The following is a 24,901-nucleotide window of genomic DNA, read 5'->3' as shown; positions in this document are numbered from 1 at the left end:
GGCTTAAATGTAACTGATCGATGCCAGGCGCTCCGGGGTATCCAGATGGGGAACGCTATTGAATCCGGTGACGTAGGGGGTGCTTCCCTGCTTGTAAAAACAGTGGGAGATCGACGCGTTGCGCATCCCCAGGTTGGTGTTGATCAGCGTATTTGCGTCAAACCCCATCAGCTGGCTCAGCGCCATGCTGATGGTGCCGCCTGAGGTGCAGATCAGCGTCTTGCCAACCGCCCCCTGGCGTGCGAAGTCCAGTGCCCTGCCGACCCGCTGCGCGAATGCCTGCCAGCGCTCCGGAACGGCGGTCTCGGGCAACTCCTCCTGGGACCAGGCCAGCATGGCCCGGCGCAGGCAGCGAAAGACGTCCCGCTGGTTGCTCCAGTCGCGGACCGCCTGGTCCGGATAGGTCGTGCCAAATCCCAGCAGTAGCTTCTGGAAATCGAATTCGTTGAAACCCGGATGCGTTTCGTAGGCCGCCGTGATGCCCAGGCCTTGGCAAATGGCGTCTGCCGATTGCCGATGGCGGGTCATCTCGCCGCAGACGATCCGTTCGAACGTGACTCCGCGTTCCTTGAAGTACTCGCCGAGCCATTGGCACTGCCGATAACCCAGTGCCGAGAGTTGATCGTAGTCGTCGCCATCGAAGGAAGCCTGGCCGTGCCGAATGAGAAAGAGTTCCGCCATTTGGTTTACCGGTTGGTAGTGCCGGAGCGGTGAGGTGCCGCTCCCGGGTTTCGGGGTGAAACAGGCGACTTCGAACAGGCCCGCCGCGCCCATCCCAGTCCGCGCGGTGGAAACGGTGGCGGCCCCTCTCATGGTGATGCCCCTGACTTCGTTGCGACGATCCGGGCTCTGAACCAGATGGAAGGTCCCTTCCAAGGTGTTCCACTGCGACAGTGCTGCCCTGATTGAAGAAAGGATAAGTGTTGTTTTTGTATTGACGTACTTTATTTTATCTATGCATCTTAATTCATTGTTTTTATGTCGATAGAGGACGGATAACCCCGATGCGCCTGCAGAACGTCGATCTCAATCTGTTTATGGTGTTTGACGCGATCTACACCGAACGCAATCTCACCCGTGCAGCCGAGCGGCTTAGCATTACTCAGCCGGCGGTTAGTAACGCCTTGAGCCGCTTGAGAGGCAGTCTGGACGACCCGCTGTTCGTTCGTGCTCCCAGGGAGATGATGCCGACCCCGGTTGCGGAGAACATGATCGGTCTGGTGCGTGAGGCACTGCACCTGCTCAATACCAGCGTGCAACTTGGCGATCGCTTCGACCCGGCAATTGCTGCGCACAGCTTCAGCATCAGCATGCACGATGTGAACGAGTTGACTGTGCTTCCCATGTTGCTTGCGGCGCTGCAAAAGCAGGCACCGGGGGTATCGTTGGCCAGTTATCCGGTACCGCGCTCGGACATGGTCAAGGATCTGGCTTCCGGGCATTTGGACCTGGCCATCGATGTGCCGGTGATGAATCATCCGGACCTCCGACACTGCCCGCTGATGGCGGCGCCCTATGTCTGTCTGGTGAGACAAGATCATCCCGAAGTCGGTCGCAGCCTCACGCTGGAGCAATATCTAGCGCTTTCCCATGTGCATGTTTCCAGCCGTCGCCAGGGCGTGGGACACGTCGATGCGGTCCTGAGCGGGCTCGGTAGACCGCGCCGGATTCAGATGCGCACCAAGCATCATCTGGTTGCGCTGAAGCTGGTCGAGGAAACCGATTTGGCGCTGACGATACCCCTGTCTTTGGCGAAAAACTCCGATCTGAAGGTTCTGGAGCTGCCCTTCGAGGTGGCGGCCGTGGAGTGGCACCTGTACTGGCACCGCAGCGCCGATCAGGACAAGGCCCATCACTGGTTGCGCGAGTTGATCCTCAAGCTGATGAAGCAGTAACGCGCGTGGCGAAGAGGGTGAGCAACGCCCAACGCCTTTATGCCTACGGAGGGCTACACCTGCTATGCCGGCGGCTATGCATCCTTCTCTGGCAGCGCAGCTACCACGGTAGATCGTACAGCGGTCTATCCGCCGTGACATCCGAGTTGGAGCTGCACGCCATTGCTGTGGACATGTAAGTACTGGCTCAAGGCCGGCAGTGCTTCGCCCAACGAGCCGGCATTCTGAATGGCGTATCACCGGTTACCCAAGGCCTGCGCGCCCTGCTGCAGGACGACCTCGGCCAGGGTGGCCGTGGATTCAGCCCTTGGGCCAGAGCGACGTCTGCAAAGCCCAGCAGAGTGTTGCCATGAACGAAGGGCGTCATCGCGAATGTCCGCACGAGAAAGTGGGTGGAGCACAGGGCCGCTCAGCGCGGATTGTCGTGATCCTGCAGCAAGGCAATCGGCCAGCTGCGTGGCGGTGACATCATTTGAATATTTTGTGGCATGAACTGCAAAGCGAAAACCCTGGGTTCTGATCAGAATCTCGCTACCTAACAATAAAAGACACTGCGTTTGGCTGCGGCCGAACGACGGAGGTTCGCCATGCGTCGAGTCTTCTTCGCCTGTCTGAGCGTGGCCCTGTTGGCGGGTGCCATCTACTCCTGTGAGTTCCAGGCCAGGATGAGCGCCGCCAAGCTCCAGCCGGTGTATCCGATTGCCAGCTTCGGCGACGTTTTCCGAAATTTTTGACGACGCAAGGGCCACCACGGTGTCCAGCCTGTTCGACGCTCATGCCTTGAGCATGTGATCGACTGTTTTTTTGACATGCAACCTGCCAGGCCCGATTGCCGGGCGCGCTATCCAAGGATCTCAAATGAGCGACCTGATTCACTACCGCCTCGACGACGGCCTGGCCCTGATCGGCCTTGACCGTGCACCGGTCAACGCCCTGGATCAGTCGATGCGTGCGGCCATTTCCGAGGCCTGTGAACGCGCTGCGTGCGACCCGCGAGTCCAGGCCATCGTCCTCCATGGTGAACGCGGCCTGTTCAGTGCTGGCGCCGATATCCGTGAGTTCGGCACCGATGCGTCCTTCGCCGAGCCTGATCTACCCAGCACACTGGTGCGCCTGGCCGAGATACACAAACCGGTGGTGGCTGCTATCGGCAGGCTCGCCCTGGGCGGTGGTCTGGAGCTGGCGTTGGCTTGCGGTTACCGCATAGGCGAGCCGGGCACACGGCTGGGCCTGGCGGAAATCAGTCTGGGCTTGCTGCCCGGCGCGGGCGGTACTCAGCGCCTGCCGCGGCTGATCGGCGTCGAATCGGCGCTGAACATGATTCTCTCCGGCGAACAGGTAGATGCGCAGACCGCCCGCCTGCTGGGCATCCTCGACCGCATCGCGCCCAGCGCCGAGCAGTTGCTGGAGGAGGCCAAGGCCTATGCCTACGAGCTGATCGGCTGCTGTGCCCCGGCGCGACCGGCCGAGGCCTGGCCGGAGCCGGCGGAAGGTTTACCGGACGATTTTCTCGCCCACTACCGTGCCGAGCACGAGCCGCGCTGGAAAAGCCGCCTGGCGCCGCGCCTTGTGCTCTCGGCAATGGAGGCCGCCTGCCTGCTGCCGCTGGAGGAAGGGCTGGCGCGAGAAATGGCGCTGTTCAAGAGGGCCGAGGCTTCGCGTCAGTCCAAGGCACTGCGCCACGTGTTCTTCGCCGAGCGCGAGGCGGCGCGGATTCCGGGTATCGGCGAGGACATCCGCCTGCGTCGCATCGCCAAGGTGGCGATCATCGGCGCCGGCACCATGGGCGGCGGCATCGCCATGAATTTCGCCAATGCCGGCATCCCGGTGGCCCTGCTCGAACGCGAAGGGGAGGCACTGGAGCGTGGCCTGACGCAGATCCGCAAGAACTACGAGGCCAGTCTCAAGCGCGGCAAGTTGACTGCCGAGCAGATGCAGCAGCGCATGGAGCTGCTGTTCGGTACCCTCGACTATGCCGATCTGGCCGATGCCGATCTGGTGATCGAGGCCGTATTCGAGAAGATGGAGATCAAGCAGCAGGTATTTCGCATGCTGGACAAGGTGTGCAAGCCGGGAGCGATCCTGGCCAGCAACACCTCGTCACTGGATGTCGACGCGATTGCCGCGGTCGTTTCTCGTCCGCAGGACGTGATCGGTCTGCATTTCTTTAGCCCGGCCAACGTCATGCGCCTGCTGGAGGTGGTGCGTGGCCAGGCCACGGCGCCGGACGTACTGGCCACCACCATGGCCATCGCCAGACGTATCGGCAAGCTGCCAGTGATCTCTGGCGTCTGCTTCGGTTTCATCGGCAATCGCATGCTCGAACCCTACGCGCGCGAGGCTCACCGCCTGGTGCTGGAGGGGGCCACACCGGCGCAGGTGGACGCCGTGCTCACCGGTTTGGATCTGAACATGGGTGTGTTCAGCATGCTGGATCTGGCCGGCATTGACGTGAACTTCCTGATCCGCAGTTCCAATCGTGCCGCTTCTGCTCACGACGAGAGCTATTGCCGCCTCGGTGACGAGCTGTACGCCATGGGCCGCTACGGACAGAAGTCCGGGCGTGGCTTCTACCTCTACCAGGGACGCAGCCGCCAGGAGGACGATGAGGTGATGGCGCTGGCCGAGCGTTTGGCCGGTGAACTGGATGTTACTCGGCGCGCTATCGGCGAGCAGGAGATCCATGACCGCTGTCTGTTCATGCTGATCAACGAGGGCATCCAGTTGCTGGACGAAGGCATCGCCCTGCGTGCCAGCGATATCGATCTGGTCTGGATCAACGGTTACGGCTTTCCCGCCCACCTCGGCGGGCCCATGCACTACGCCGAGCACCTGGGGCTGGACAAGATCCTGAGCGGCATCCAGCACTACCGCCGTGCGCTTGGCGAGTACGGCGAGATGTGGTTCCGCCCGGCGCCATTGCTGGAGCGCCTGGTGGCCGCTGGCCGCAGTCGAATCGAGCGGCTCCCAGCCCAATCGGCCGGGGCAAACCTGAAGTTTCTTGAGCGGGTGCGCTAATCGACCCGCTCGCGATGACCGGCAGCCGGTCCCTCGTGGCTGGGCCTGCCGCTCCGCTATTCCGTCAACCCGCCGAGCCTGGCCAGCCAGCCGATATGCTGCGCTGACGGCGCAAGGTGCTTTCCCTGCTGTCCGAGGTTTACCGATGACTCACCATTACGCCCAGAACTTCTCCCTCGCCAATCGCGTGGTGCTGATTACCGGTGCCTCCAGCGGCATCGGCGCGCACCTGGCGCGGGTGGCGGCTAGTGCCGGTGCCCAGGTGGTACTGGCGGCGCGGCGCGTCGAGCGGCTCGCGCAGCTCGCTGCCGATATCCAGGCGCAGGGCGGTCAGGCGCTGTCGGTGGTGCTCGACGTCACCGACCGGGCCAGCGTGGAGGCAGCCTTCGCTGCCGCCGAGGCGCACTTCGGCGTGGTCGAGGTGGTGCTCAACAACGCCGGCATCGGCAATGGCCAGCGCCCGCTGGAAATTAGCGAGGAGGAGTGGCGCGCCATGCTGTCGACCAACCTCGACGGCGTCTGGCGCGTGGCCCAGGTTGCCGCACAGCGCCTGGCTCAGGCCGGGCGTGGCGGCAGCATCGTCAACGTTGCCTCGATCCTCGGCCTGCGCGTCGGCACCGGCTACAGCCACTACTGCGCGGCCAAGGCCGGCGTGGTGCAACTGACCAAGTCGCTGGCGCTGGAGCTGGCGCGCTTCGGCATCCGGGTCAACGCCATCGCCCCGGGCTACTTCAAGACCGAGATGAACGAGGCCTTCTTCGCGGGCGACAAGGGCGATGGCTACATCCGCGCCATGGTGCCGATGCGCCGGCTGGGCGAGCTAGAGGAACTGGAGGGGCCGTTCCTGCTCTTGGCCAGCGATGCCGGCGCGTTTATGACCGGCAGCGTGCTGGCGGTCGATGGCGGTCATCTGGTGGGTAGTCTTTGATGTCGAAGGGGGTGCACATGAAACCAAGTAAACGCCTCATCCGGGCGGCGTCTCTGTGCTTGGCCTTGGCGCTTGCCGGCTGCGGTGAGCCGGAGCGGGAAGCGGCCCAACCGGTATCGCGACCGGTAAAACTGTTCACCCTGGGCGAAACCGAGGCCGCTCGAACGCTGCGGTTTCCTGGCAGCGTTTCGGCGGTCAAGCAATCGGACATGGCCTTCGAGGTCTCCGGTCGGATCATCGATATTCCGGTCACCGAGGGGCAGCGGGTCGAGGCCGGTACCGTACTGGCACGACTCGACCCCAGGGACTACGAGGCGGAGCGGGATAGGGCGCGAGCGGAACGCAACGCCGCGCAGGTGGAGCTCAAACGCTACGAGGCGGCGTTCAAGGCGAGGGCCGTGGCGGCGCAGGAGCTCGATCGCGCCCGGCGCAATCTGGCGGTGGCCGAAGCGAACCTGCGCCAGGCCACCAAGGCCATCGAGGACACGGTGCTGCGCGCGCCCTTCGTCGGGCGTGTCGCGCGCAAGCTGGTGGAAGACTTCGCCAACGTGCAGGCCAAGCAGCCGGTACTGATACTGCAAAGCGACGATGCCATGGAAATGCGCGTCCAGGTTCCCGAGGCGCTCTGGATTCGCTCGCAGCGTGTCGACTCGGCCGCGGACATCGAGGAGATCAACTCGCAGATCCGCGTGGTGCTGAGTTCGCTGCCCGATCAACCGATTGCGGCGAGGATCACCGCTTTCGCCAGCATGGCCGACCCGGTGACCCGCACGTTCCGCGTCACCGTCGGCTTCGAACCGCCGGCCGGCAGCAGTGTCAGCCCCGGGATGACCGGGCACGTGGCCTACGACTTGCCGGCGGGGACCGCATCGGCTGGCCTGCACGTTCCTGTCGATGCGGTCGTGGCCGCGCCCGACAACACACCCTTCGTCTGGCTCTTCGATGCGCAGAGCAGCACGGTTAAGCAACACCCTGTGACCCTGGGTGAGCTGAGCGGCGACAGCGTCTTGGTAACTTCCGGACTTGCGGTTGGCGACCGCATCGCGGTCTCGGGCGTGCACACGCTCAGCGACGGTTTCCCCGTGCACGCCCTGGAGGATTGAGCCGATGGATATCGCCGCCGTCGCCATCAAGAAGCGCCTGGTCACCCTGGTACTCACCGGGGCGATGCTCGTCGCCGGGTTATTGACCTATAACGGCATGAGCCGCCTCGAAGACCCGGAGTTCACCATCAAGGAGGCACTGGTCGTCACGCCCTACGCGGGGGCGTCAGCCCTGGAGGTGGAGCAGGAAGTCAGCGACCGACTGGAGAAAGCCGTGCAGCAACTCGGGCAGCTGGAGCGCGTGCGCTCGAAGTCCGAGCGTGGGCTGTCGACGCTGACCGTGACCGTCAAGGACAACTACGACCGCGAGAGTTTGCCCCAGGTCTGGGACGAGCTGCGGCGCAAGATCGACGATGTGCAGCGCGATCTGCCGCCGGGTGCCGGGCCGTCGATCGTGCTCGACGACTACGGTGACGTCTACAGCGTGTTCCTGGTGGTCACCGGCGACGGCTACAGCTATGCCGAACTCAAAGACTACGTGGATGGGCTGCGCCGCGAGCTGCTGCTGGTGCAGGACGTCGGCAAGATCACCACCTTCGGTGAGCGTCGCGAGGCCATCTTCGTCGAGTTCAACAGTGACCGGCTGTCGCAGCTGGGTCTTGCGCCCGCCGCCATAGTCGAGGAACTGCGTCAGAAGGGGGTGGCGACGGATGCCGGTCGAGCGCGGGTGGGCTCGGCCTTCATCACCCTGGCGCCATCGGGTGGGCTCAGTTCGGTAGGCGATTTCGAGGCTTTGCTGATCCATGGCGGCGACGGCCGGCAGTTCCATCTGCGGGACCTCGCCAGCGTCCGGCGCGGCTATGTGGAGCCAAGCGCCGCCGAAATCCGCTTCGACGGTCGGACCGGTATCGGTCTCGGCATTTCCACGGTCTCCGGCGGCAACGTGGTGACCATGGGCGAGGCGCTGCAGGCGCGTATGGCGGAGCTCGAGGGGCAGCGCCCGGTCGGCATGGAGTTCGGCATCGTGTCCCTGCAGTCGGAGGCCGTCACCACCGCCATCTCGGGCTTCGTCGAGAGCCTGCTGGAGGCGGTTGCCATCGTCGTTGCGGTACTGCTGCTGTTCATGGGCCTGCGTAGCGGGCTGCTGATCGGTTTCGTGCTGCTGTTGACCATCGCCGGTTCCTTCCTGTTTCTCGAACCGATGGGCGTCGCGCTCGAGCGTATCTCGTTAGGCGCTTTGATCATCGCGCTGGGCATGCTGGTCGACAACGCCATCGTGGTGGTCGACGGTGTGCTCATCCGCATGCAGAAGGGCGAAAGTGCCGAACAGGCGGCTTCCACCGTCGTCAAGCAATCGGCCTGGCCGCTGCTCGGCGCTACCTTGATCGCGATACTGGCCTTTGCCGCGATCGGTACCTCGAACGACGCCACCGGCGAGTTCTGTCGCTCGCTATTCCAAGTGGTGATGGTCTCGCTGCTGCTGAGTTGGGTGACCGCGGTCACGGTGACGCCGCTGCTCTGTGTCATGTTTCTGAAAGCGCCCACGGCCGATCAGGTAAATGCGGATCCCTACGGCGGCGGCTTCTACCGTCGTTACAAGGACTTGCTGCGTGCCTGTATCAGGCGCCGCTACCTGAGCACGGCAAGCGTGGCCGGTCTGTTCGCCGTCTCCCTGTGGGGTTTTACCTGGGTCGAGCAGAGCTTCTTCCCCAGCTCGACACGTCCCCAGTTCATGGTGGATTACTGGCTTCCCCAAGGCACGCATATAGACGCCACGCGCGCCGAAGCCGAGCGGGTCGAGCACTTGCTGCTGGAGCAGGACGGGGTGACACACGTGACCACCACCCTGGGCGAGGGCGCGCTGCGCTTCCTGCTCACCTACCAGCCGGAGCAGCCCAACCCGGCTTACGCGCAGTTTCTGGTCAGCGTGGACGATTACCGCGTCATCGCCGACCTCATGGCGAAAGTCGAGGTCGAGCTCGCCACCCGCTTCCCGGATGCGCTGGCTTATGCCTCGCCGTTCGAGCTCGGCACGGGGGTGAGCGGCAAGATTCAGGCGCGGCTCAGCGGGCCTGATCCGGATGAGCTGCGCCGGCTCGGCGACCAGGTGCAGCAGATCTTTCGGCGAGATCCCGACGCCAAGGCGGTGCGCACCGATTGGCGGCAACGGGTAAAGCTGGTGCGAGCGACCCTGGCCGAGGAGCAGGCCAACGTCAACGGCATCACCCGTGCCATGGTGGCGGCGGCGATCCGGGAGGGTTTCCAGGGCGTGACCGCGGGCGTCCATCGCGAGGCGGACCTGCTGCTGCCGATCATCGTGCGCGTCGACGAAGCGTCGCGTAACGACATCGATGGCCTGGCGAATCTGCAGATCTGGAGCCCGGTGGCGCAGCGGATGATTCCCTTGCAGCAGGTGGTGCGATCGTTCGAGACCACCTTCGAGGACGAGCTGATCCATCGGCGCGACCGCAAGCGCACGCTCACCGTCTACGCCGACCCGAGGGAAGGCAATGCGAACGAGCTGTTCTCGCGGCTGCGCCCGCAGGCCGAAGCCTTACCGCTGCCGCCCGGCTACAGCCTAGAGTGGGGCGGGGAGTACGAGGACGCCGGCAAGGCTCAGGCCGGTCTTGCCGCGACCATCCCGGTGTTTATCGCGCTCATGGTGCTGATCACCATCATGATGTTCAACACGCTGCGCCAGCCACTGGTGATCTGGCTATGTGTCCCGCTGGCCCTTATCGGCGTGACCGCCGGCCTGCTGCTTACCGGGCAGCCCTTCGGTTTCATGGCCTTGCTCGGTTTCCTGAGCCTGATCGGCATGCTGATCAAGAACGCCATCGTGTTGATCGAGCAGATCGATCTGGAATGCGACGAAGGCAAGGAATTGTTGTCGGCGATCATCGATGCAGGGGCGAGTCGCCTGCGCCCGGTGGCGATGGCCGCGTTGACGACGGCGCTCGGCATGATCCCGTTGGTCTTCGACGCCTTCTTCGTATCCATGGCCATTACCATCATCGGCGGCCTGTTGTTTGCCACCGTCCTCACCATGGTCGTGCTGCCGGTGCTCTATGCGCTGATCTATCGCGCACCATGAGCCAGCCCTGGACCTCCGTCTCGGCGGCCGTGGGCGGCCGCATCGGGTCGGGAGGTCCCGTTCAACAACCCGCAACAGATGAGACGAGCATGACGCTGACAGACCAAAGTATCGGTATCCGCACCGGCGAAGAACTCGACGCCGCCGTTATCGATGCCTACCTCAAGGCCCATATCCCCGGCCTGACCGGCGAGGCCAGGATCAGCCAGTTCCCCGGCGGCGCCTCGAACCTGACCTACCTGATCGAATACCCGCAGCAGGAGTTCGTCCTGCGCCGCCCGCCGTTCGGCCACAAGGCCAAGTCGGCGCATGACATGGGCCGGGAGTACCGCATTCTCAACCAGCTCAATGCCGGTTTCCCCTACTGCCCCAAGGCCTATGTGCACTGCACCGACGAATCGGTGATCGGCGCCGAGTTCTATGTCATGGAGCGGGTCAAGGGCATCATCCTGCGCTCGGACATGCCGGCGGAGCTGAACTTCAGCCCCGAGCAGACCACCGCGCTGTGCAAGAGCTTTATCGACAAGCTGGTCGAGCTGCACAACGTCGATTATCAGGCCTGCGGTCTGGGTGACCTGGGTAAGCCGGAGGGCTATGTGCAGCGCCAGATCGGCGGCTGGATCAGCCGTTACGAGAAGGCACTGACCCCGGATGCCCCGACCTGGGGGCCGGTCAAGGCCTGGCTGCACGACAAGATGCCGGCCGACCATCACAAGCCGGGCATCGTGCACAACGACTACCGCTTCGACAACGTCATTCTCGACCCGAGCAACCCGATGCGGATCATCGGCGTGCTGGACTGGGAGCTGACCACCATCGGAGACCCGCTGATGGATCTGGGCAACACCCTGGCCTACTGGATCGAGGCGGGCGACCCACAGCCCATGCAGTCGATCCGCCGCCAGCCGAGCAATGCCCCGGGCATGCTGACCCGCCAGCAGTTCGCCGACTACTACGCGCAGCAGGCCGGGCTGCCGGCCATCGAAAACCTGGATTACTACTACTGCTACGGCCTGTTCCGCCTGGCCGGCATCGTCCAGCAGATCTACTACCGCTTCTACCATGGCCAGACGCGGGACCCGCGCTTCGCCGAGTTCATCCAGATGAACAGAGTACTGGAGCAGGCGGCCCTGCAAGTCATTTCTCGGTCGCGCTTGTAAGGCGCGTCACGCCACCGTCGCTTGGTGAGGCTGAGGTGGACCGGGCTCCTGCGGGTCCCCGGTGACAGCTTCACCTGGCGGGGTTCGGCTCGAGTGTGACTGGTCGGGCAAATTGTCCCGCGGCTAAGCCGCCAGAGGCTGAAGCAGGCGGGTAAGTGCGTCAGCGCAGAGCGATCAGCGGTTTGCCACGAACAGCTTCAGCGCCTGGCAGGCCGTCTCGGTTTCAGCTTTGAGCCGCGCCGAGTCCTTATGGGCGGCCCAGGCGATGATCAGTCCGTCGACCAGTTGAATGAGTAAGCGGCTGGTCGATTGCAAGAACGCCGGGTCGAGTTGACTGCCGATGGCTCGTTCGAGTTCGCGCTCGATGGCCTCGGAGGCAACTGCGAAGATCTTGCTCGCCATCTCGGGATTGTTACGCAGCGTCCAGTAGAAGAGCTCGGTTTGAGCCTTGGCCAGTTCAGGATGCGCGGTAAACCAGGTGATCAGATGGCGCAGCATCTCCGCCGCGCTATCGGCAGCGGTTGAACCGGCGGCCACATGCTCCAACGCCTGATGGGGCAGATTGAATAGAGACTCGTAGACCGCATAGAACAGCTCGTCCTTGGTGTGAAATACATAGTGCAGCGTTGCCAGAGGGCAATCTGCGGCAGCCGCGATGCGCCGAGTCGTGGCGTTGGCAACGCCATACTCTGCAATCACCTTGACGGTCGCTTCTACAAAGTCCTGTCTGCGCAGTTCAGCGCCCACTCTGGCCATAGCTATCTGATCTCCTTTGGCTGCCTGCTTAACTGTCTTCATGGGACTCGCTTTCAACGCTGGCGGATGCTACCGCAACAGTATCCGCCGAGTAATGGGGCGAGATGTATCAACTGTTGTGCTAATCCTTCCCTGTAGTCATGCGTGCAGGTTCGCAGACAGCGGACATTGCAAGATTAGCGTAACGAGTGTTTCGTAAATACCCAGAATGGTGCGGGTGCGGTCTGGATTGGTGCGTTCTGGGTATTTGGGTATCGCCATCGGTGCTGTTTAATTAATCATAAGTATATGAAAAATAAGGAGTAATTTCGTTAACTTGGATGGCATGTGTCTTGCTTTGTTCAATTGACTTGGTCAAGCGATCAAGTCAATTGACTAAAAGTGTGGCACAGCCCGACTCTCCCTGCCAGGACGCTCGGGTCGCCGGTAAAAGCCCCATGAGGACTTTCCAATGAATGAAGTAATTGAGTACTCGCGCCTCGGTATCTCCACCTTCACTGGCGCAAGGCATCTGGTCGTGGCATTGGCGACATCTGCCGCCATCTGTGCGGTTCAAGCTGCGGAGAAGGATCCTGCATTGCTAGGTACCAAGCTGACTCCGTTGGGAGCAGAGGCAGCGGCAAGCGCCGATGGGGCGATTCCGGCATGGACTCCACCTGGCCCGCAGGGCGGAGACTGGACCTACGGCGAGGTGCGTGGTCAGCACTGGAAGTTCAAGGATGACAAGCCGCTCTATAGCATCGATGCCAGCAATGTCTCGCAGTATTCGAGCAAGCTGTCGCCCGCCCAACTGGAGCTGTTCAAGAAGCTCCCGGGCTTCCGCATGGATGTCTACCCCACCCGCCGCAGCTGTGGCGTGCCGGATTTCGTCGCCGAGAACACCAAGAAGAACGTTGGCTTCGCCACCCTGGACGGTGATGGCCTGGCCTTGCAGGAAGCTCATGTCCCGGGAATTCCTTTCCCCATGCCCACCACCGGTGCCGAGGTGATGTGGAACATGAAAATGCATTACCGCGGCGTGGGCTTCGTCATGGCCAAGACGATCTCCGGCATCTCGCCGCGCAAGGCCGGTGGTGACTGGCTGCGTACCTCGCTGGACTGGAACATGTACACCCCGTGGGGGGAGAAGGGCAGTTCGCTGTTCTCGTCCCATGACCGGCTGGAAACCGCCACCTATTTCAGCTACTACGACCCGGTGTCCCTGGCCGGGCAGGCCGGTGTGCTGAACACCAAGGCCGGTGAGGAGACCACCACCTTCTACTACTTCCCCGGTCAGCGTCGCGTACGTCGTATGCCCGCCTACTCCTACGACGCGCCGCAGATCGGTCTCGACAACCAGTACACCATCGATGAGTCGAACATCTTCTACGGCCCTCTGGATCGCTTCGACTGGAAACTGGTTGGCAAGCAGGAACTGATCGTGCCCTACAACGCGTTCGGCGCCTATGACACCTCGGCCAAGATCGATGATGTGGCCCAGCCCGACTATTTCGCCCCCGAGTACCGTCGCTACGAGCAGCATCGTGTCTGGGTCGTCGAGGCCACGGTTCGTCAGGGTATGCGTCACCAGGCGCCGAAGCGGGTCTTCTACATCGATGAAGACAGCTGGAATGGCCTTTTGGCCGTCGACTACGACAAGCAAGGGCAGATCTGGAAGGTGCGCGAAGGTCACCTGATCCCGGTCTACGAGACCGGCAGCTGCGATGTCGCGGCCCAGGTCCAGTACAACCTTGTGGATGGGCGCTACCTGTACGACATGACCTCCATAGGCGTGGGTAAGAAGGATCACCGCTGGTTAACCGAGAGCGAAGGTAACCCGCGTATGAAGCGCGACTTCTACACCTCCGACAACCTGCGGACCATCAGCGAACGCTAATTGCGAACTTTGGGAGCCGACATGAAAAGAATAATTTCTAAAGCATCAGGTCTGGTCATTGCGTGCACAGCACCGCTGGCCATGGGCTTCACCTTCGAGACGGAGAATATCCGCGGTTCGTTCGATTCCACCATTGGCTGGGGCATGGGGGTGCGCACCCAGTCTCCGGGGTGCGATCTGATCAACGCCGGTGCGACCGGGCACGGCGCTCCTGGTGGATGTCTGGATCCGACCGTCTCCGGTATCGGCGATCAGGGCAACCTCAACTACGGCAAGGGCGACTTGTTCACCAATTACATCAAGGGCGTTCACGAACTGGTATTGAAGTTTCCCGAGGACTTCACCTTCATGGCGCGTGGCAGCTGGAAGCGTGACTTCGCCGCCACCGACACCACGGGGGCGTTGGGTGCCGAAACGCAGTTCTGGCAGGCCATGGGCTCGGATATCGGCAGCGACGGGCTGACCGACGACGCGCGCGATGAGCTCAGGTTCAAGGCGCGCCTGCTCGACCTGTGGGTGAGCAAGAGCTTCGATGTGGCAGACCACCGGGTGCGGGCGCGCCTGGGCAACCAGGTGATCAACTGGGGCGAGAGCCTGTTCGCCATCGGTGGCGTCAACGCCACCAACTCCTATGACTTCCAGGCCCTCTCGAGCCCGGGGGTACAGCTCAAGGAAGCCGTGCTGCCGGCGCCGATGCTCAGCGTCGCCACCGGGCTCGGTTACGGCGTGAACGTCGAGGCCTACTACCAGTTCGGTTGGAACAAGAGCGAACTGCCGCCAGTGGGCAGCTACTGGTCGACCTACAACGTGATCGGCGAGGGCCTGGAAGCCTACGGCTACGACGACAAGGATGCCCGTGACAGCGGTCAGTGGGGACTCTCGGTGCGCTGGCAGCCGGAGGACAGCGACGTCAACTATGGCTTCTATGTGATGCGCTATCACGACAAGCTGCCGCAGGTGAGCTACAACCAGGCCACGTTCGCGCCCACCTGGGTCTACCCGGAAGACCGCATGCTCTATGGCATCAGTGCCAACCTGCCGGTCGGCGATTGGGCCGTGGGTACCGAGCTGTCCTATCGACCCAAGGAGGCGGTGCCGCTCAACCCCTTGCCCGGTCTCGCCTTTGGCCCAGCGCCTTGTTCGGGGCGGGGAGGGGAGTGCTGGAAGGACACCAAGAAATTCCAGTGGCACCTGACGGGTATCTACAGCCTGACCAACGCCAACTCCCCGGACTTCCTCGACTTCACCGGGGCGAGCACCGGTACCTTCCTGTCGGAACTGGTGCTGGTGAAGTATCCGGGGCTGCACGACAGCTACGACGGTGAGCTGGTCGCTGCGGGAGGCAACACCTGGGTGGAAGATCTGTCGCAGTTCCCGCCCAAGGCCCACGGCGATGCGACCTCCTCGGGGATTCACCTCGACTTCAGCCTGACCTATGACAGCACCCTGATCCCGGGCTGGACTGTGACGCCGGGTATCTACTACCAGCGCTCCCTGGGCAACGGCCGCACGCCATCGATCTATTCGACCTATACGCGGGACTCCAGCGCGATGAACCTGTATCTCAACCTCGTGCGCAACCCGGGTAACTGGCAAGTCAGTTTGAACTACGCGAAGTTCAACGATGGCGATACCCCTTACGACCAGTTGCTGCGTGATCGGGATTACGTTGGCCTGGCGATTTCGCACTCGATGTGAGGCATGCTGTGAATACTCCTGTTGTAGATAAGTCCGACCAGAGGGGGCGTGGCGTGCTGCCACGCCTCGAGGGCTGGCTGTTTCGCCAGCGCCGGCTGGTTCTGGTGTTGCTCGCTCTCTTCACTCTAGGCATGGCCTGGTTTGCCGTGCAGCTGCGCATGGATGCGGGCTTCGAGAAGCAGTTGCCTATAGGTCATGAATACGTCGAGACCTTCCAGACCTACCGCACCGACCTGATCGGGGCGAATCGCTTGACCATAGTGGTCAAGGCCCGCGACGGCTCGATCTGGAGCGTGGCCGGGCTCAAGCGGCTGTACGAGGTGACCCAGGCAGTGACCTTCCTGCCCGGGGTCTCGCGCAGCACCGTGCAGTCGTTGTGGACGCCCAACTCCTTCGTCAACGAGATCACCGAGGAGGGCTTTCGCGCCGACCCCTTGATCCCCGGCACCGTGACGCCCGAGCGTCTCGATCAGAAGATCATCGACAAGATCGCCAACTCCACGGCCCAGGGCGGTTTCATCGGCACCCTGGTGGCGCGCGATCAGAGCAGCGCGATGATTACCGCCGAACTCAACGAGCTCGATGAAAATGGCCAGCAGCTGGACTATGTGGCCTACAACCAGGTTTTGGAGCAGCAGATTCGGGCGCAGTTCGAGGACGAGGCGTTCGAGATCCAGATAATCGGTTTCGCCAAGCAGATCGGCGATATCGCCGACGGTGCGTCGGCTGTGCTGGAGTTCTGCCTGCTGGCGCTGCTGCTGACCGCGGCGGCGGTCTACTGGTACTGCCATTCCGTGCGCTTCACCCTGCTGGCGCTCGGCTGCTCGCTGACCTCGCTCATCTGGCAGTTCGGCAGCCTGCGCCTGCTCGGCTACGGCCTCGATCCGCTGGCTGTGCTGGTGCCGTTTCTGGTGTTCGCCATCGGCGTGTCCCACGGTGTGCAGCAGATCAACTACATCGTGCGGGAGATCGCCTGCGGCAAGAGCGCTGAGGAGGCGGCCCGTTCCAGCTTCAGCGGCCTGCTGATTCCGGGCACCCTGGCGCTGGTGACGGCTTTCGTATCCTTCGTCACGCTGCTGCTGATCCCCATTCCGATGGTGCGCGAGCTGGCCATCACCGCGTCGCTCGGCGTGGCCTACAAGATTGTCACCAACCTGGTGATGCTGCCGCTGGTGGCCTCGATGCTGAAGGTCGACGGGAGCTACGCCAGCGCCGAGGAGGTCTCCCGTGAACGCCGTGCACGCTGGTTGCATGGGCTGGCGCGCCTCGCCGAATGGCGCAATGCCCTGCTGGTGCTCGGCGCCGCCCTGCTGGTGTTCATAGCGGCGATTTGGCAGAGCCATGATCGGGTCGTCGGTACGTTGCAGGCCGGTGCGCCGGAGTTGCGTGAGGACGCTCGTTTCAACCGCGATGCGGTGTCCATCGCCGGTAGCTACGACATCGGTCTGGACTGGCTCAGCGTGGTCTTCGAGATCGCGCCGGATGAGTCCGGTGAGGTTACTGGCGCCTGCGAGAACGTTGCCCTGGGGCAATACCAGGATCGCTTCGTCTGGGCCATGCAGGGCATTCCCGGGGTGCTGTCGGTCGCCTCCTTCTCCACCGGCATGCGCCAGTTCAATGAGGGTTACAACGAGGGTAATCCGAAGATGAGTGCGGTTCCCATCGATGCCATGAACTACTCCTCGCTGGCTACCGAGGTCGCGCGTATTTCGGGAATCATGCGCGCCGATTGCAGCATGACTGCCGTGCACCTGTACCTGGCGGACCACAAGGCGACGACCATTAACCGCGTGCTTGAGGCGGCTAAGGCGTTTCGCGCCGAGTTCCCCATGCCGGGCGTCTCGGTACGCCTGGCCTCGGGCAATGCTGGGGTGCTGGCGGCAATCAATGAGGAGGTGGAGAAGAGCGAGACACCGATGTTGTTGTATGTCTACGCGGCCATCGCGCTTCTGGTGTTCGTCGTCTACCGGGACCTGCGCGCCGTGCTGGTGTGCTGCCTGCCGCTGACCATCGGCACCTTCATCGGCTACTGGTTCATGAAGGAGCTGCAGATCGGTCTGACCATCGCCACCCTGCCGGTGATGGTGCTCGCGGTGGGTATCGGAGTCGATTACGCCTTCTACATCTACAACCGCCTGCAGCTGCACCAGGCCAGTGGTCAGCCGATCGTCAAGGCCGTCGAGCATGCGTTGCTTGAGGTCGGCGTGGCGACCATCTTCACCGCCATCACCCTGGCAATCGGCGTCGCCACCTGGGCGTTCTCCGAGCTCAAGTTCCAAGCCGACATGGGCAAGCTGCTGGCCTTCATGTTCATGGTCAACATGGTCATGGCCATGACCGTACTGCCGGCCTTCGCCGTCTGGCTGGAGCGGGTGTTCCCGCGCAAGCGCCCGGTGCGCATGATCGGCGCCCTGGCGCATTGAGGAGAGAGCAGATGCGATACGCGTTTTTCTTGATGGGTGCGCTGCTCGCGGCAGCGCTGCCGCTCGCCAGCGTGCAGGCGCAACCGCTGCGCGCCGAGCGGGCCGTGCCGGCGAGCCATGCCAGCGCGGCGACCATGCTCGATGCCGATTGGGCCGGCGGGCGCATGGTAGCCGTGGGCGACCATGGCGTGGTGCTGCTGTCCGACGACCAGGGCCAGAGCTTTCGCCAGGCCGGCTCGGTACCGGTTTCCACGCCGCTGACCGGGGTCAGCTTCGCCGACGCGCAGCATGGCTGGGCGGTCGGTCATTGGGGGGCGATCCTGGCCAGCAGCGACGGCGGCGACTCCTGGCAGATCCAGCGGTTGTCCAGCGAAGAGGACCGCCCGCTGTTCGCCGTGCACTTCTTCAATGCCCGGCAGGGGGTCGCCGTCGGTCTCTGGTCGTTGGTGCTGACCACCGACGACGGCGGGCAGACCTGGCGCGAGCAGAGGCTGGAGGCGCCGGCGGGCTATGGCCGGGCCGACCTCAACCTGATGGGGTTGTTCGCCGACGCCAAGGGCGGCCTGTATGCCACCGCGGAGCGCGGCCAGGTGCTGCATTCCGTCGACTTCGGCAGGCGCTGGCGCTATCTGGACACCGGCTATGAGGGCACCCTGTGGTCGGGCGCGGCGCTGGCCGATGGCTCGCTACTGGTCGGTGGCCAGCGCGGCACGCTGCTGCATGGCTCGGCAGACGGGCGTAGCTGGCAGCGCGTGCCCCTGCAGAGCAAGAGCTCGGTCACCTCCATAGTCGCTGCGGGACGCCAGGTGCTGGTCGCAGGTCTCGACGGTTTGCTGGTGCATAGCCGCGATGGGGGCCGCTCATTCCAGCGGAATGACACCGTGGATGGGGTCTCGCTGACCGCCGCTCTGCTCGCTGGCGGTGATCGACCCGTTCTGTTCTCCCGGCGCGGCGTGATAGCCGCACAGGGCCAGTGACGGTCTAGTTACGGCTGTTGCCGGCGCCGGTCGCGCAGCGCTGCGATCCGCCAACCTATTGTTGTTTGACCCTTTTCAGGGGGCCTTGCCGTCATTCGACGCTCGGCCCCTTTTTTTGCGACTGTCTAGACCGGAGGGATTATGTTTGCCGGAAGAAAACTGAAACGCTTGGCAGGGGAAGTCAGCCTGAGAATATCCTCATTATTGAACGGCCAGTCGGACCAGGCGTCATATCGGTGCGACCTGATCGGTCGCTATCCTGAGCTGCTCGATAGCTTCGCTAATCTGGAGCGCTGGTTTGGTCGTCAGGCCGAGGCCGCTGCTGTGATGACCCCTCTCGATGACGAGAGTGACCTGGTCCGTGAGTTGGGCGAGTGTCTGCAGAGCGCCCGAGACGAGCTGGGGCAACTGCGGGGTGACGTCGAAGACGGCCGGCACAAGCTGCATGCCTTGGACGAGCGCCTGGCCGCGTGCGCAGAGCGGGAAGAGGTCTGGGAGGTGACCAGAAACCTGCTGACGGAGGTTTGCTGGGAACTGGTAATCGTCGACGGGGATCCGACTCACCCGGACAACCAGCTACGGTGGTCACAGCAGTTCCGCGATCTGCTTGGCTACTCGGAGCGGGACTTCCAGAATGACCTGGAAGGATACTACTCGATCGTTAATCCGGATGATCTGAACCGAGTCGTAGCGGCGTTTACCGAGTACTTGCGAGCCGGCGACATATCTTCACCCTATACGGTCGAGTATCGGATGAGACACAAGAGCCGGGGCGAGGTGTGGTTCCGCGAGCGCGGCCAAGGTGTCCTGGATCGCGATGGCAAACTCTGCCGGATTATCGGTGCCGTACGTGATATCTCGGACGAACGGCTCGCGGAGACCATTCGCGCACGCGAGCAGGCCGGCATGAAGACCACCTACGAGCAGATTTCGCAGGTGGTGAGCGTGATCAAGGGCATTGCCGACCAGACCAACCTGCTCGCGCTCAATGCAGCGATAGAGGCGGCCCGGGCAGGCGAACAAGGGCGTGGCTTCGCCGTGGTGGCCGACGAGGTGAAGAAGCTCGCCGGCAGGACGCGCGAGGCCACCCAGAAAATCCAGGAAATGCTGACCGCCAGAGCGGTCTAGCTAGCCAGCGGGGAGGGCATGTTTAGGCGAAGGCGCGATTCCAGGATTGGAAGTCGCGCCCTGAGATCGGCTTGCTGATGCAATAGCCTTGGGCCTCCTCGCAGCCCCAGCCGGAAAGCATGTCCATCGCCTCGGTCGATTCCACCCCTTCGGCGACCACCTCGATGCCCAGGCTATGGGCCAGCTCGATGATCGACTTGACGATGGCCGCCGACTCCTTGTCGCTACCCAGGCCAATGACGAAGGACTGATCGATCTTGATGTAGTCCACCGGCAGCTTTCTCAGGTAGGACAGGGATGAGTAGCCGGTGCCGAAGTCATCGATAAATATCTTGAAGCCCGCCTCGCGCAACCGCACGAGGACCTGCCGGGCGGCCGCCAGGTCTTCCATGATGCAGCTCTCGGTCAGCTCGAACTGAATCCAGTCCGGGGCCCCTCCCCAGGTTTGCAGGGCGCGCGAGATCTGCTCGATGAGCTGCGGGTCGCGGATGTCGTGGGGGGACAGATTGATGGCAATGGGAACGGCTCGACCCGCGTCATGCCACAGGTAGCTTTCCCGAACGGCGGCGGCCAGTACCCAGTAGGTCAGCTTGGTGATCAGGCCCGCGCGCTCCGCGAAGGTGATGAACTGACTGGGGCTGATCAGGCCTCGTTCGGGATGTTCCCAGCGCACTAGGGCTTCCACACCAGTGACTCGTTTCGAGCCCATGCGCAGCTTGGGTTGAAACAGCAGGAGCAGTTCGTCTCGATCAATGGCGTGCCGCAGGTCGGTCATCAGGGACAGCCTTTGGGTGTTCTCGCTATCCAGCGAGCCGGCGTATATCGCCACTTTCTCCGTGCCCTGTTTAGCGCCGTAGCGTGCGACATTCGCGCGACGCATCAGGGCGTCGGGGTCGTTGCCATGTCCGGGGAACAGCGTGATGCCGACACTGCAGTCGCTGTGGACCAGCAGTTCGCCCAGGGCCAGCGGCGCATTGAGCGTCTGCACTACATTGCGTGCTACTTGCATCGCGTGACTGGCGTCCTGCCCCGGTAGCAGCAGGGCAAAGGAGGATTCGGCGATGCGCGCCAGCGTTTCCAGGGCTCCTCCACGCTCTTGCAGCCTGGCCGCGAGCGCTTGCAAGAGCCGGTCGCCTTCGTGGTAACCCAGGGTTTCGTTGATTTCCCTGAATTTGTCGACTTCGACATGCAGCAGGGCCAGTGGGGCGTGCGAGTCGCCGGAGCGGGCGATGGCTGTGCTCAGGGCCTCGTGCATGGAGAGTCGATTGGGTAGGCCGGTCAATTCGTCGAAATAGGCCATTCTCCGTATGCGCTCTTCGGCGCACTTGAGCTCACTGATATCGGTGATGAAGCCCTCCAGAGCCAGCACCTCTCCATCTGCGGAATAGACGCCGCAGCCCTTGTCCCAGACCCATTTGGTCTGCCCTGCTGGCGTCTGGATCCGATAGGTGGACTGATAAGGCTCCTGTCTCTTCAAGGCCTTGGCAACCCCTCGGCGGAGCGCCGGAAGGTCATCGGGGTGAATAATTTCCGCCATCTTGACCCGCCCCTCGATCAGATCGTCAGCGGCATAACCGGTAAGTTGCAGACATCCCTCGCTGACCAGTTCGAGGCGCCAGGACAGGTCGCTGCGACAGCGATACGCCACGCCCGGGAGGTTGCCGATCAGGGTCTGCAAGATGCGTTGGCTCTCCCGGAGACCATCGAGCTCGCCCAGTTCCCGGGTGAGCCGATCCGCCAGCTCACGTAGGTCGCTGCGTTGCTCTATCGAGGCGGTGATTTGTCGGGCCAGCAGCTCGAGGGCCTCTAGCTGCGAGGCGTCGAGGGCCTTCGATAGGGTGTCGGCGACCGCCAGCACGCCGGCCGGGTCGCGTCCCGCCAGGGCGATGGGGACACTGGCGAAGCACTTGATGTAAGGCGGCCCGGCTACCAGGTCGCAGTGGCGCAATTGCTCGTTGGTCGAGGCATCGGCCACCTGGACCCGTTCTTGGGCGGCGGTGATGGCTGCGCTCAACGCGCCTTGCCAGTAACGCTCGCCATCGGCCATGCCCAGCAGCGCGCCGCACCCGTCACTGTCTTGGACTGGAAAAATCAGCATGACTATTGGCATCTGGCAGGCGAGCGCCGTCAGCTTGACGAAGCTGTCGAGCTCCGCGGCGGGTAAAGGCGCGCGGATAGCACGAAGCTGAACAGCTGCCATAGTCGCTCCTCCAGCGGTCATGCAGCGGCGCGATAGTGGGAGGTTCCTGCCGTGCTGCTGCCTGTAGCCAGGCGCGCGGGCTGGGCTGGCCAGGCTCTGCTATCAGTGTAGCCGCGCAGCCGGGGCGACATGGCGGCGATCACTTGGCCGGCGCCCCGAGTTCAGGGCGCATCGAATAAAAAAGCGCGGCTTACGCCGCGCGAACGCTCAACGTGGTCGCGGGGCAGGGTGAACCGGCCCCGCTGGAGGAGGGTTAGAACTGATCCGCCATCAGTTCATAGAGGCTGTCGGCGCCGCCGCGCATGCAAGCGATCAAACCTTCGATGCGGGGAAGAATGCGCTTGAAGAAGAAGCGTGCGGTGGCCTGTTTCGCCGAGTAGAAGCCCGGGTCAGAGGCCAGTTTGGCTTTTGCCGTGCTGGCCATTCGCGACCAGACGTAGGCATAGGCGACATAGCCGAACAGGTGCAGGTACTCCACCGAGGCGGCTCCTACCTGGCGCGGGTCCTGCTCGGCCCGGTCACGTACCCATTCACTGGACTCCTCGAGTTGTTGCACTGCATCCAGCAGCGCATCGCGATGCTCAACGCCGGGCTCTTGGGCGTAGAGACGGATTTCCGTAAGGAATTCGTCCAGCGCTTTGCCGCCATCGGCGAGAACCTTGCGTCCCAGTAGGTCCAGGGCTTGGATGCCGTTGGTGCCCTCGTAGATCTGGGTGATGCGGCAGTCGCGGATCAGCTGCTCCTGGCCCCATTCGCGGATAAAGCCATGGCCGCCGAAGATCTGCTGGCCGTGGATGGTGGTTTCCAGGCCCATGTCGGTGAGGAAGGCCTTGGCCACCGGAGTCAGCAGGGCGACCAGTTCCTCGGCGCGCTTGCGGGTGGCGGCGTCCTCGCTGTACTTGGCGGTGTCCAGTTGCATGGCGACGTAGCTGGAGAAGGCGCGGCCGCCCTCGTTCAGCGCCTTCATGGTCAGCAGCATGCGGCGCACGTCCGGGTGCACGATGATCGGGTCGGCGACCTTGTCCTTGGCCAGCGGGCCGGTCGGCGCACGGCCCTGGATGCGCTCGCGGGCGTACTCGACGGCGCTCTGGTAGCTGCGCTCGCCCAGGGCCAGGCCCTGGATGCCGACCCCCAGGCGCTCGTAATTCATCATGGTGAACATGGCGCTGAGCCCTTTGTTCACCTCGCCGACCAGGTAGCCGGTGGCGCCGTCGAAGTTCATCACGCAGGTGGCCGAGGCCTTGATGCCCATCTTGTGCTCAATCGAACCGCAGGACAGCGAGTTTTTCTCGCCCAGCGAACCGTCGGCACCCACCATCACCTTCGGCACCAGGAACAGCGAGATGCCCTTGGGACCGGCCGGCGCGTCCGGCAGTTTGGCCAGCACCAGGTGGATGATGTTCTCGGTGAGATCATGTTCCCCGCCGGTGATAAAGATCTTGGTGCCGCTGACCTTGTAGCTGCCGTCGGCCTGGGGTTCGGCGCGGGTTCTGATGATGCCCAGGTCGGTGCCGGCGTGCGGTTCGGTCAGGCACATGGAGCCGGTCCAGACGCCGGCGTACATGTTCGGCAGGTACTGCGCCTTCAGCGCTTCGCTGGCGTGATTGAGGATCGACAGGCAGGCGCCGGCGGTCAGCATCGGGTACAGACCGAAGGACAGGTTGGCCGAGTTGACCATTTCCTCGACCTGCACGCCGATCACCTTGGGCATGCCCATGCCGCCGAATTCGGGCGAACCGCCGACACCGACCCAGCCGCCTTCGGCATAGGTGCGGTAGGCCTCGGGGAAACCGGCCGGGGTCTTCACCGCGCCGTTTTCCCAGGAGCAGCCTTCCTCGTCGCCGCTGCGGTTGAGCGGGGCGACTATCCCGGCGGTGACCTTGCCGGCTTCCTCGAGGATGGCTTGGGCGGTATCCATGTCCAGGCTGTCGGCGAGCCCTGGTAAGGCGGCCCATTGTCTGCCGACGTCGAAGACTTCACTAAGGACGAAGCGGATATCGCGCAGGGGCGCCTGGTAGTTGCTCATGGTCGGTTCTCCGAAGTCGACAAGGGGGTGGTGGCCGTCAGCAGGCGCACCAGGGTTTCGCAGCGCTGCCGCTCGTTCAGCGGGTAGCGCGAGAGCCACAGCGGCAAGTGCTCGAACAACTCGAGGGTCGCAACGCTCTGATCGGGGGCGTTGCAGCCGGTGGTGCCGAGCAGCGCGTAGAGCTTGCGCTGTACCTGCTGACGCAGCCGATCGATGTACTGCCGTCGGCTTGGCTTCAGGCAGCCGGCGTCGCGGGTTGCCAGCTGGAAGTGCAGGGGATGGGACTCGTGGAGCGCTACAAGACGCTGGATCACCTCCTGCAGGGTCGCACTGGCCGATTCGCGCTGATGGCGACGGTCGAACAGCGACAACAGCGCCATGTAATGTTCCTCAATGAACTCCTGAAGCAACTCCTCCTTGCTGGAACAGTGGTTGTAGAGCGAGCCGGCGGTCAGTTCGAGGTGGCTGGCCAGCTCGCGCAGGCTGACTTGGGCGAAGCCGCGTTGGGCAAACAGTTCCAGGGCCCTGGGGCGGTTGCGCTCGAAGCGCGAGCCGGTTCCGGCAGGGCGCGAGATGGGCTCCATGCACTTGGCTGTGTTCATATTGCAACCCCTCAGAGACGGTGTTCGGGAGCAGCGTGTTCGAGACGCGCCGAAGGAGCCGGCCGGGTGCGCAGAAC

The 24,901-nt window shown here is 63.3% G+C and carries 16 protein-coding genes and 2 pseudogenes; 13 read left to right on the top strand and 5 right to left on the bottom strand.

The window, feature by feature from the left end:
• Positions 1 to 3 precede the first annotated feature (3 nt).
• A complete protein-coding gene (locus tag SBP02_RS13970; RefSeq protein WP_318642591.1) occupies positions 4 to 876 on the bottom strand; it encodes a histidine phosphatase family protein in 873 nt (290 codons plus the stop codon).
• A gap of 128 nt (positions 877 to 1,004) precedes the next feature.
• On the opposite strand from SBP02_RS13970, the gene SBP02_RS13965 reads away from it, so the two are divergent.
• The 7 genes from SBP02_RS13965 to SBP02_RS13935 all read left to right on the top strand — a co-directional run bounded on the left by SBP02_RS13965 (position 1,005) and on the right by SBP02_RS13935 (position 11,138).
• Positions 1,005 to 1,895, top strand: coding sequence for a LysR family transcriptional regulator (locus SBP02_RS13965; RefSeq protein ID WP_318642589.1), 891 nt, complete (start codon positions 1,005 to 1,007; stop codon positions 1,893 to 1,895).
• A 587-nt stretch (positions 1,896 to 2,482) separates the two neighbouring features.
• Positions 2,483 to 2,629 carry a hypothetical protein gene (locus SBP02_RS13960; protein ID WP_318642587.1) on the top strand — a complete coding sequence of 49 codons (147 nt, stop codon included), beginning with the start codon at positions 2,483 to 2,485 and terminating at the stop codon, positions 2,627 to 2,629.
• A gap of 124 nt (positions 2,630 to 2,753) precedes the next feature.
• Positions 2,754 to 4,913 carry a 3-hydroxyacyl-CoA dehydrogenase NAD-binding domain-containing protein gene (locus SBP02_RS13955; protein WP_318642584.1) on the top strand — a complete coding sequence of 720 codons (2,160 nt, stop codon included), beginning with the start codon at positions 2,754 to 2,756 and terminating at the stop codon, positions 4,911 to 4,913.
• A gap of 145 nt (positions 4,914 to 5,058) precedes the next feature.
• Complete coding sequence (locus SBP02_RS13950; protein ID WP_318642582.1) at positions 5,059 to 5,841, top strand: SDR family NAD(P)-dependent oxidoreductase; 783 nt, start codon at positions 5,059 to 5,061, stop codon at positions 5,839 to 5,841.
• A gap of 17 nt (positions 5,842 to 5,858) precedes the next feature.
• Positions 5,859 to 6,944, top strand: a complete 1,086-nt coding sequence (locus SBP02_RS13945) for an efflux RND transporter periplasmic adaptor subunit (RefSeq protein WP_318642581.1) — start codon at positions 5,859 to 5,861, stop codon at positions 6,942 to 6,944.
• Between the two features lie 4 nt (positions 6,945 to 6,948).
• Positions 6,949 to 9,978, top strand: coding sequence for an efflux RND transporter permease subunit (locus tag SBP02_RS13940; protein WP_318642579.1), 3,030 nt, complete (start codon positions 6,949 to 6,951; stop codon positions 9,976 to 9,978).
• Positions 9,979 to 10,067: 89 nt separating this feature from the next.
• Positions 10,068 to 11,138 (top strand): phosphotransferase family protein, encoded by a 1,071-nt coding sequence (locus SBP02_RS13935; RefSeq protein WP_318642577.1) that lies wholly within the window; start codon positions 10,068 to 10,070, stop codon positions 11,136 to 11,138.
• A gap of 174 nt (positions 11,139 to 11,312) precedes the next feature.
• On the opposite strand, the gene SBP02_RS13930 is transcribed toward SBP02_RS13935, so the two are convergent.
• A complete protein-coding gene (locus SBP02_RS13930) occupies positions 11,313 to 11,894 on the bottom strand; it encodes a TetR/AcrR family transcriptional regulator (protein WP_318646340.1) in 582 nt (193 codons plus the stop codon).
• 451 nt (positions 11,895 to 12,345) lie between these two features.
• Between SBP02_RS13930 and SBP02_RS13925 the strand changes: the two genes are divergently transcribed.
• The 6 genes and pseudogenes from SBP02_RS13925 to SBP02_RS20945 all read left to right on the top strand — a co-directional run.
• Entirely contained in the window at positions 12,346 to 13,770 is a 1,425-nt protein-coding gene (locus SBP02_RS13925) for a DUF1329 domain-containing protein (protein WP_318642575.1), read from the top strand.
• 21 nt (positions 13,771 to 13,791) lie between these two features.
• A complete protein-coding gene (locus SBP02_RS13920) occupies positions 13,792 to 15,468 on the top strand; it encodes a DUF1302 domain-containing protein (protein ID WP_318642573.1) in 1,677 nt (558 codons plus the stop codon).
• Between the two features lie 53 nt (positions 15,469 to 15,521).
• Entirely contained in the window at positions 15,522 to 17,891 is a 2,370-nt protein-coding gene (locus SBP02_RS13915) for an efflux RND transporter permease subunit (protein ID WP_318642571.1), read from the top strand.
• Between the two features lie 11 nt (positions 17,892 to 17,902).
• Positions 17,903 to 18,868, top strand: coding sequence for a WD40/YVTN/BNR-like repeat-containing protein (locus SBP02_RS13910; RefSeq protein ID WP_318642569.1), 966 nt, complete (start codon positions 17,903 to 17,905; stop codon positions 18,866 to 18,868).
• Between the two features lie 141 nt (positions 18,869 to 19,009).
• A pseudogene (locus SBP02_RS13905) lies at positions 19,010 to 19,735 on the top strand (PAS domain-containing protein); the annotation flags it as partial.
• Positions 19,736 to 19,978: pseudogene (locus SBP02_RS20945) on the top strand (methyl-accepting chemotaxis protein); the annotation flags it as partial.
• A gap of 40 nt (positions 19,979 to 20,018) precedes the next feature.
• On the opposite strand, the gene SBP02_RS13900 reads toward SBP02_RS20945, so the two are convergent.
• The 3 genes from SBP02_RS13900 to SBP02_RS13890 all read right to left on the bottom strand — a co-directional run bounded on the left by SBP02_RS13900 (position 20,019) and on the right by SBP02_RS13890 (position 24,824).
• Entirely contained in the window at positions 20,019 to 22,196 is a 2,178-nt protein-coding gene (locus SBP02_RS13900) for a putative bifunctional diguanylate cyclase/phosphodiesterase (RefSeq protein ID WP_318642565.1), read from the bottom strand.
• Positions 22,197 to 22,449: 253 nt separating this feature from the next.
• Positions 22,450 to 24,222, bottom strand: coding sequence for an acyl-CoA dehydrogenase C-terminal domain-containing protein (locus SBP02_RS13895; protein ID WP_318642563.1), 1,773 nt, complete (start codon positions 24,220 to 24,222; stop codon positions 22,450 to 22,452).
• Positions 24,219 to 24,824, bottom strand: coding sequence for a TetR/AcrR family transcriptional regulator (locus tag SBP02_RS13890; RefSeq protein WP_318642561.1), 606 nt, complete (start codon positions 24,822 to 24,824; stop codon positions 24,219 to 24,221). Before SBP02_RS13890 ends, SBP02_RS13895 begins: the two co-directional genes overlap by 4 nt.
• Between the last annotated feature and the right edge of the window lie 77 nt (positions 24,825 to 24,901).

The organism is Pseudomonas benzenivorans, assembly GCF_033547155.1.
In the GTDB taxonomy this organism is placed as follows: Bacteria; Pseudomonadota; Gammaproteobacteria; order Pseudomonadales; family Pseudomonadaceae; genus Aquipseudomonas; species Aquipseudomonas benzenivorans_B.
Note: the sequence above shows the minus strand (reverse complement) of the source record. Positions and strands in the feature narration are given on the sequence as shown.

Excerpts from the sequence above, each read along its gene's own strand:
- SBP02_RS13930 (WP_318646340.1), bottom strand. The coding sequence starts at position 11,894 with ATGGCCAGAGTGGGCGCTGAACTGCGCAGACAGGACTTTGTAGAAGCG.
- SBP02_RS13890 (WP_318642561.1), bottom strand. The coding sequence starts at position 24,824 with ATGAACACAGCCAAGTGCATGGAGCCCATCTCGCGCCCTGCCGGAACC.
- SBP02_RS13920 (WP_318642573.1), top strand. The coding sequence starts at position 13,792 with ATGAAAAGAATAATTTCTAAAGCATCAGGTCTGGTCATTGCGTGCACA.
- SBP02_RS13960 (WP_318642587.1), top strand. The coding sequence starts at position 2,483 with ATGCGTCGAGTCTTCTTCGCCTGTCTGAGCGTGGCCCTGTTGGCGGGT.
- SBP02_RS13910 (WP_318642569.1), top strand. The coding sequence starts at position 17,903 with ATGCGATACGCGTTTTTCTTGATGGGTGCGCTGCTCGCGGCAGCGCTG.
- SBP02_RS13965 (WP_318642589.1), top strand. The coding sequence starts at position 1,005 with ATGCGCCTGCAGAACGTCGATCTCAATCTGTTTATGGTGTTTGACGCG.
- SBP02_RS13900 (WP_318642565.1), bottom strand. The coding sequence starts at position 22,196 with ATGGCAGCTGTTCAGCTTCGTGCTATCCGCGCGCCTTTACCCGCCGCG.
- SBP02_RS13895 (WP_318642563.1), bottom strand. The coding sequence starts at position 24,222 with ATGAGCAACTACCAGGCGCCCCTGCGCGATATCCGCTTCGTCCTTAGT.
- SBP02_RS13955 (WP_318642584.1), top strand. The coding sequence starts at position 2,754 with ATGAGCGACCTGATTCACTACCGCCTCGACGACGGCCTGGCCCTGATC.
- SBP02_RS13945 (WP_318642581.1), top strand. The coding sequence starts at position 5,859 with ATGAAACCAAGTAAACGCCTCATCCGGGCGGCGTCTCTGTGCTTGGCC.
- SBP02_RS13940 (WP_318642579.1), top strand. The coding sequence starts at position 6,949 with ATGGATATCGCCGCCGTCGCCATCAAGAAGCGCCTGGTCACCCTGGTA.
- SBP02_RS13950 (WP_318642582.1), top strand. The coding sequence starts at position 5,059 with ATGACTCACCATTACGCCCAGAACTTCTCCCTCGCCAATCGCGTGGTG.
- SBP02_RS13925 (WP_318642575.1), top strand. The coding sequence starts at position 12,346 with ATGAATGAAGTAATTGAGTACTCGCGCCTCGGTATCTCCACCTTCACT.
- SBP02_RS13935 (WP_318642577.1), top strand. The coding sequence starts at position 10,068 with ATGACGCTGACAGACCAAAGTATCGGTATCCGCACCGGCGAAGAACTC.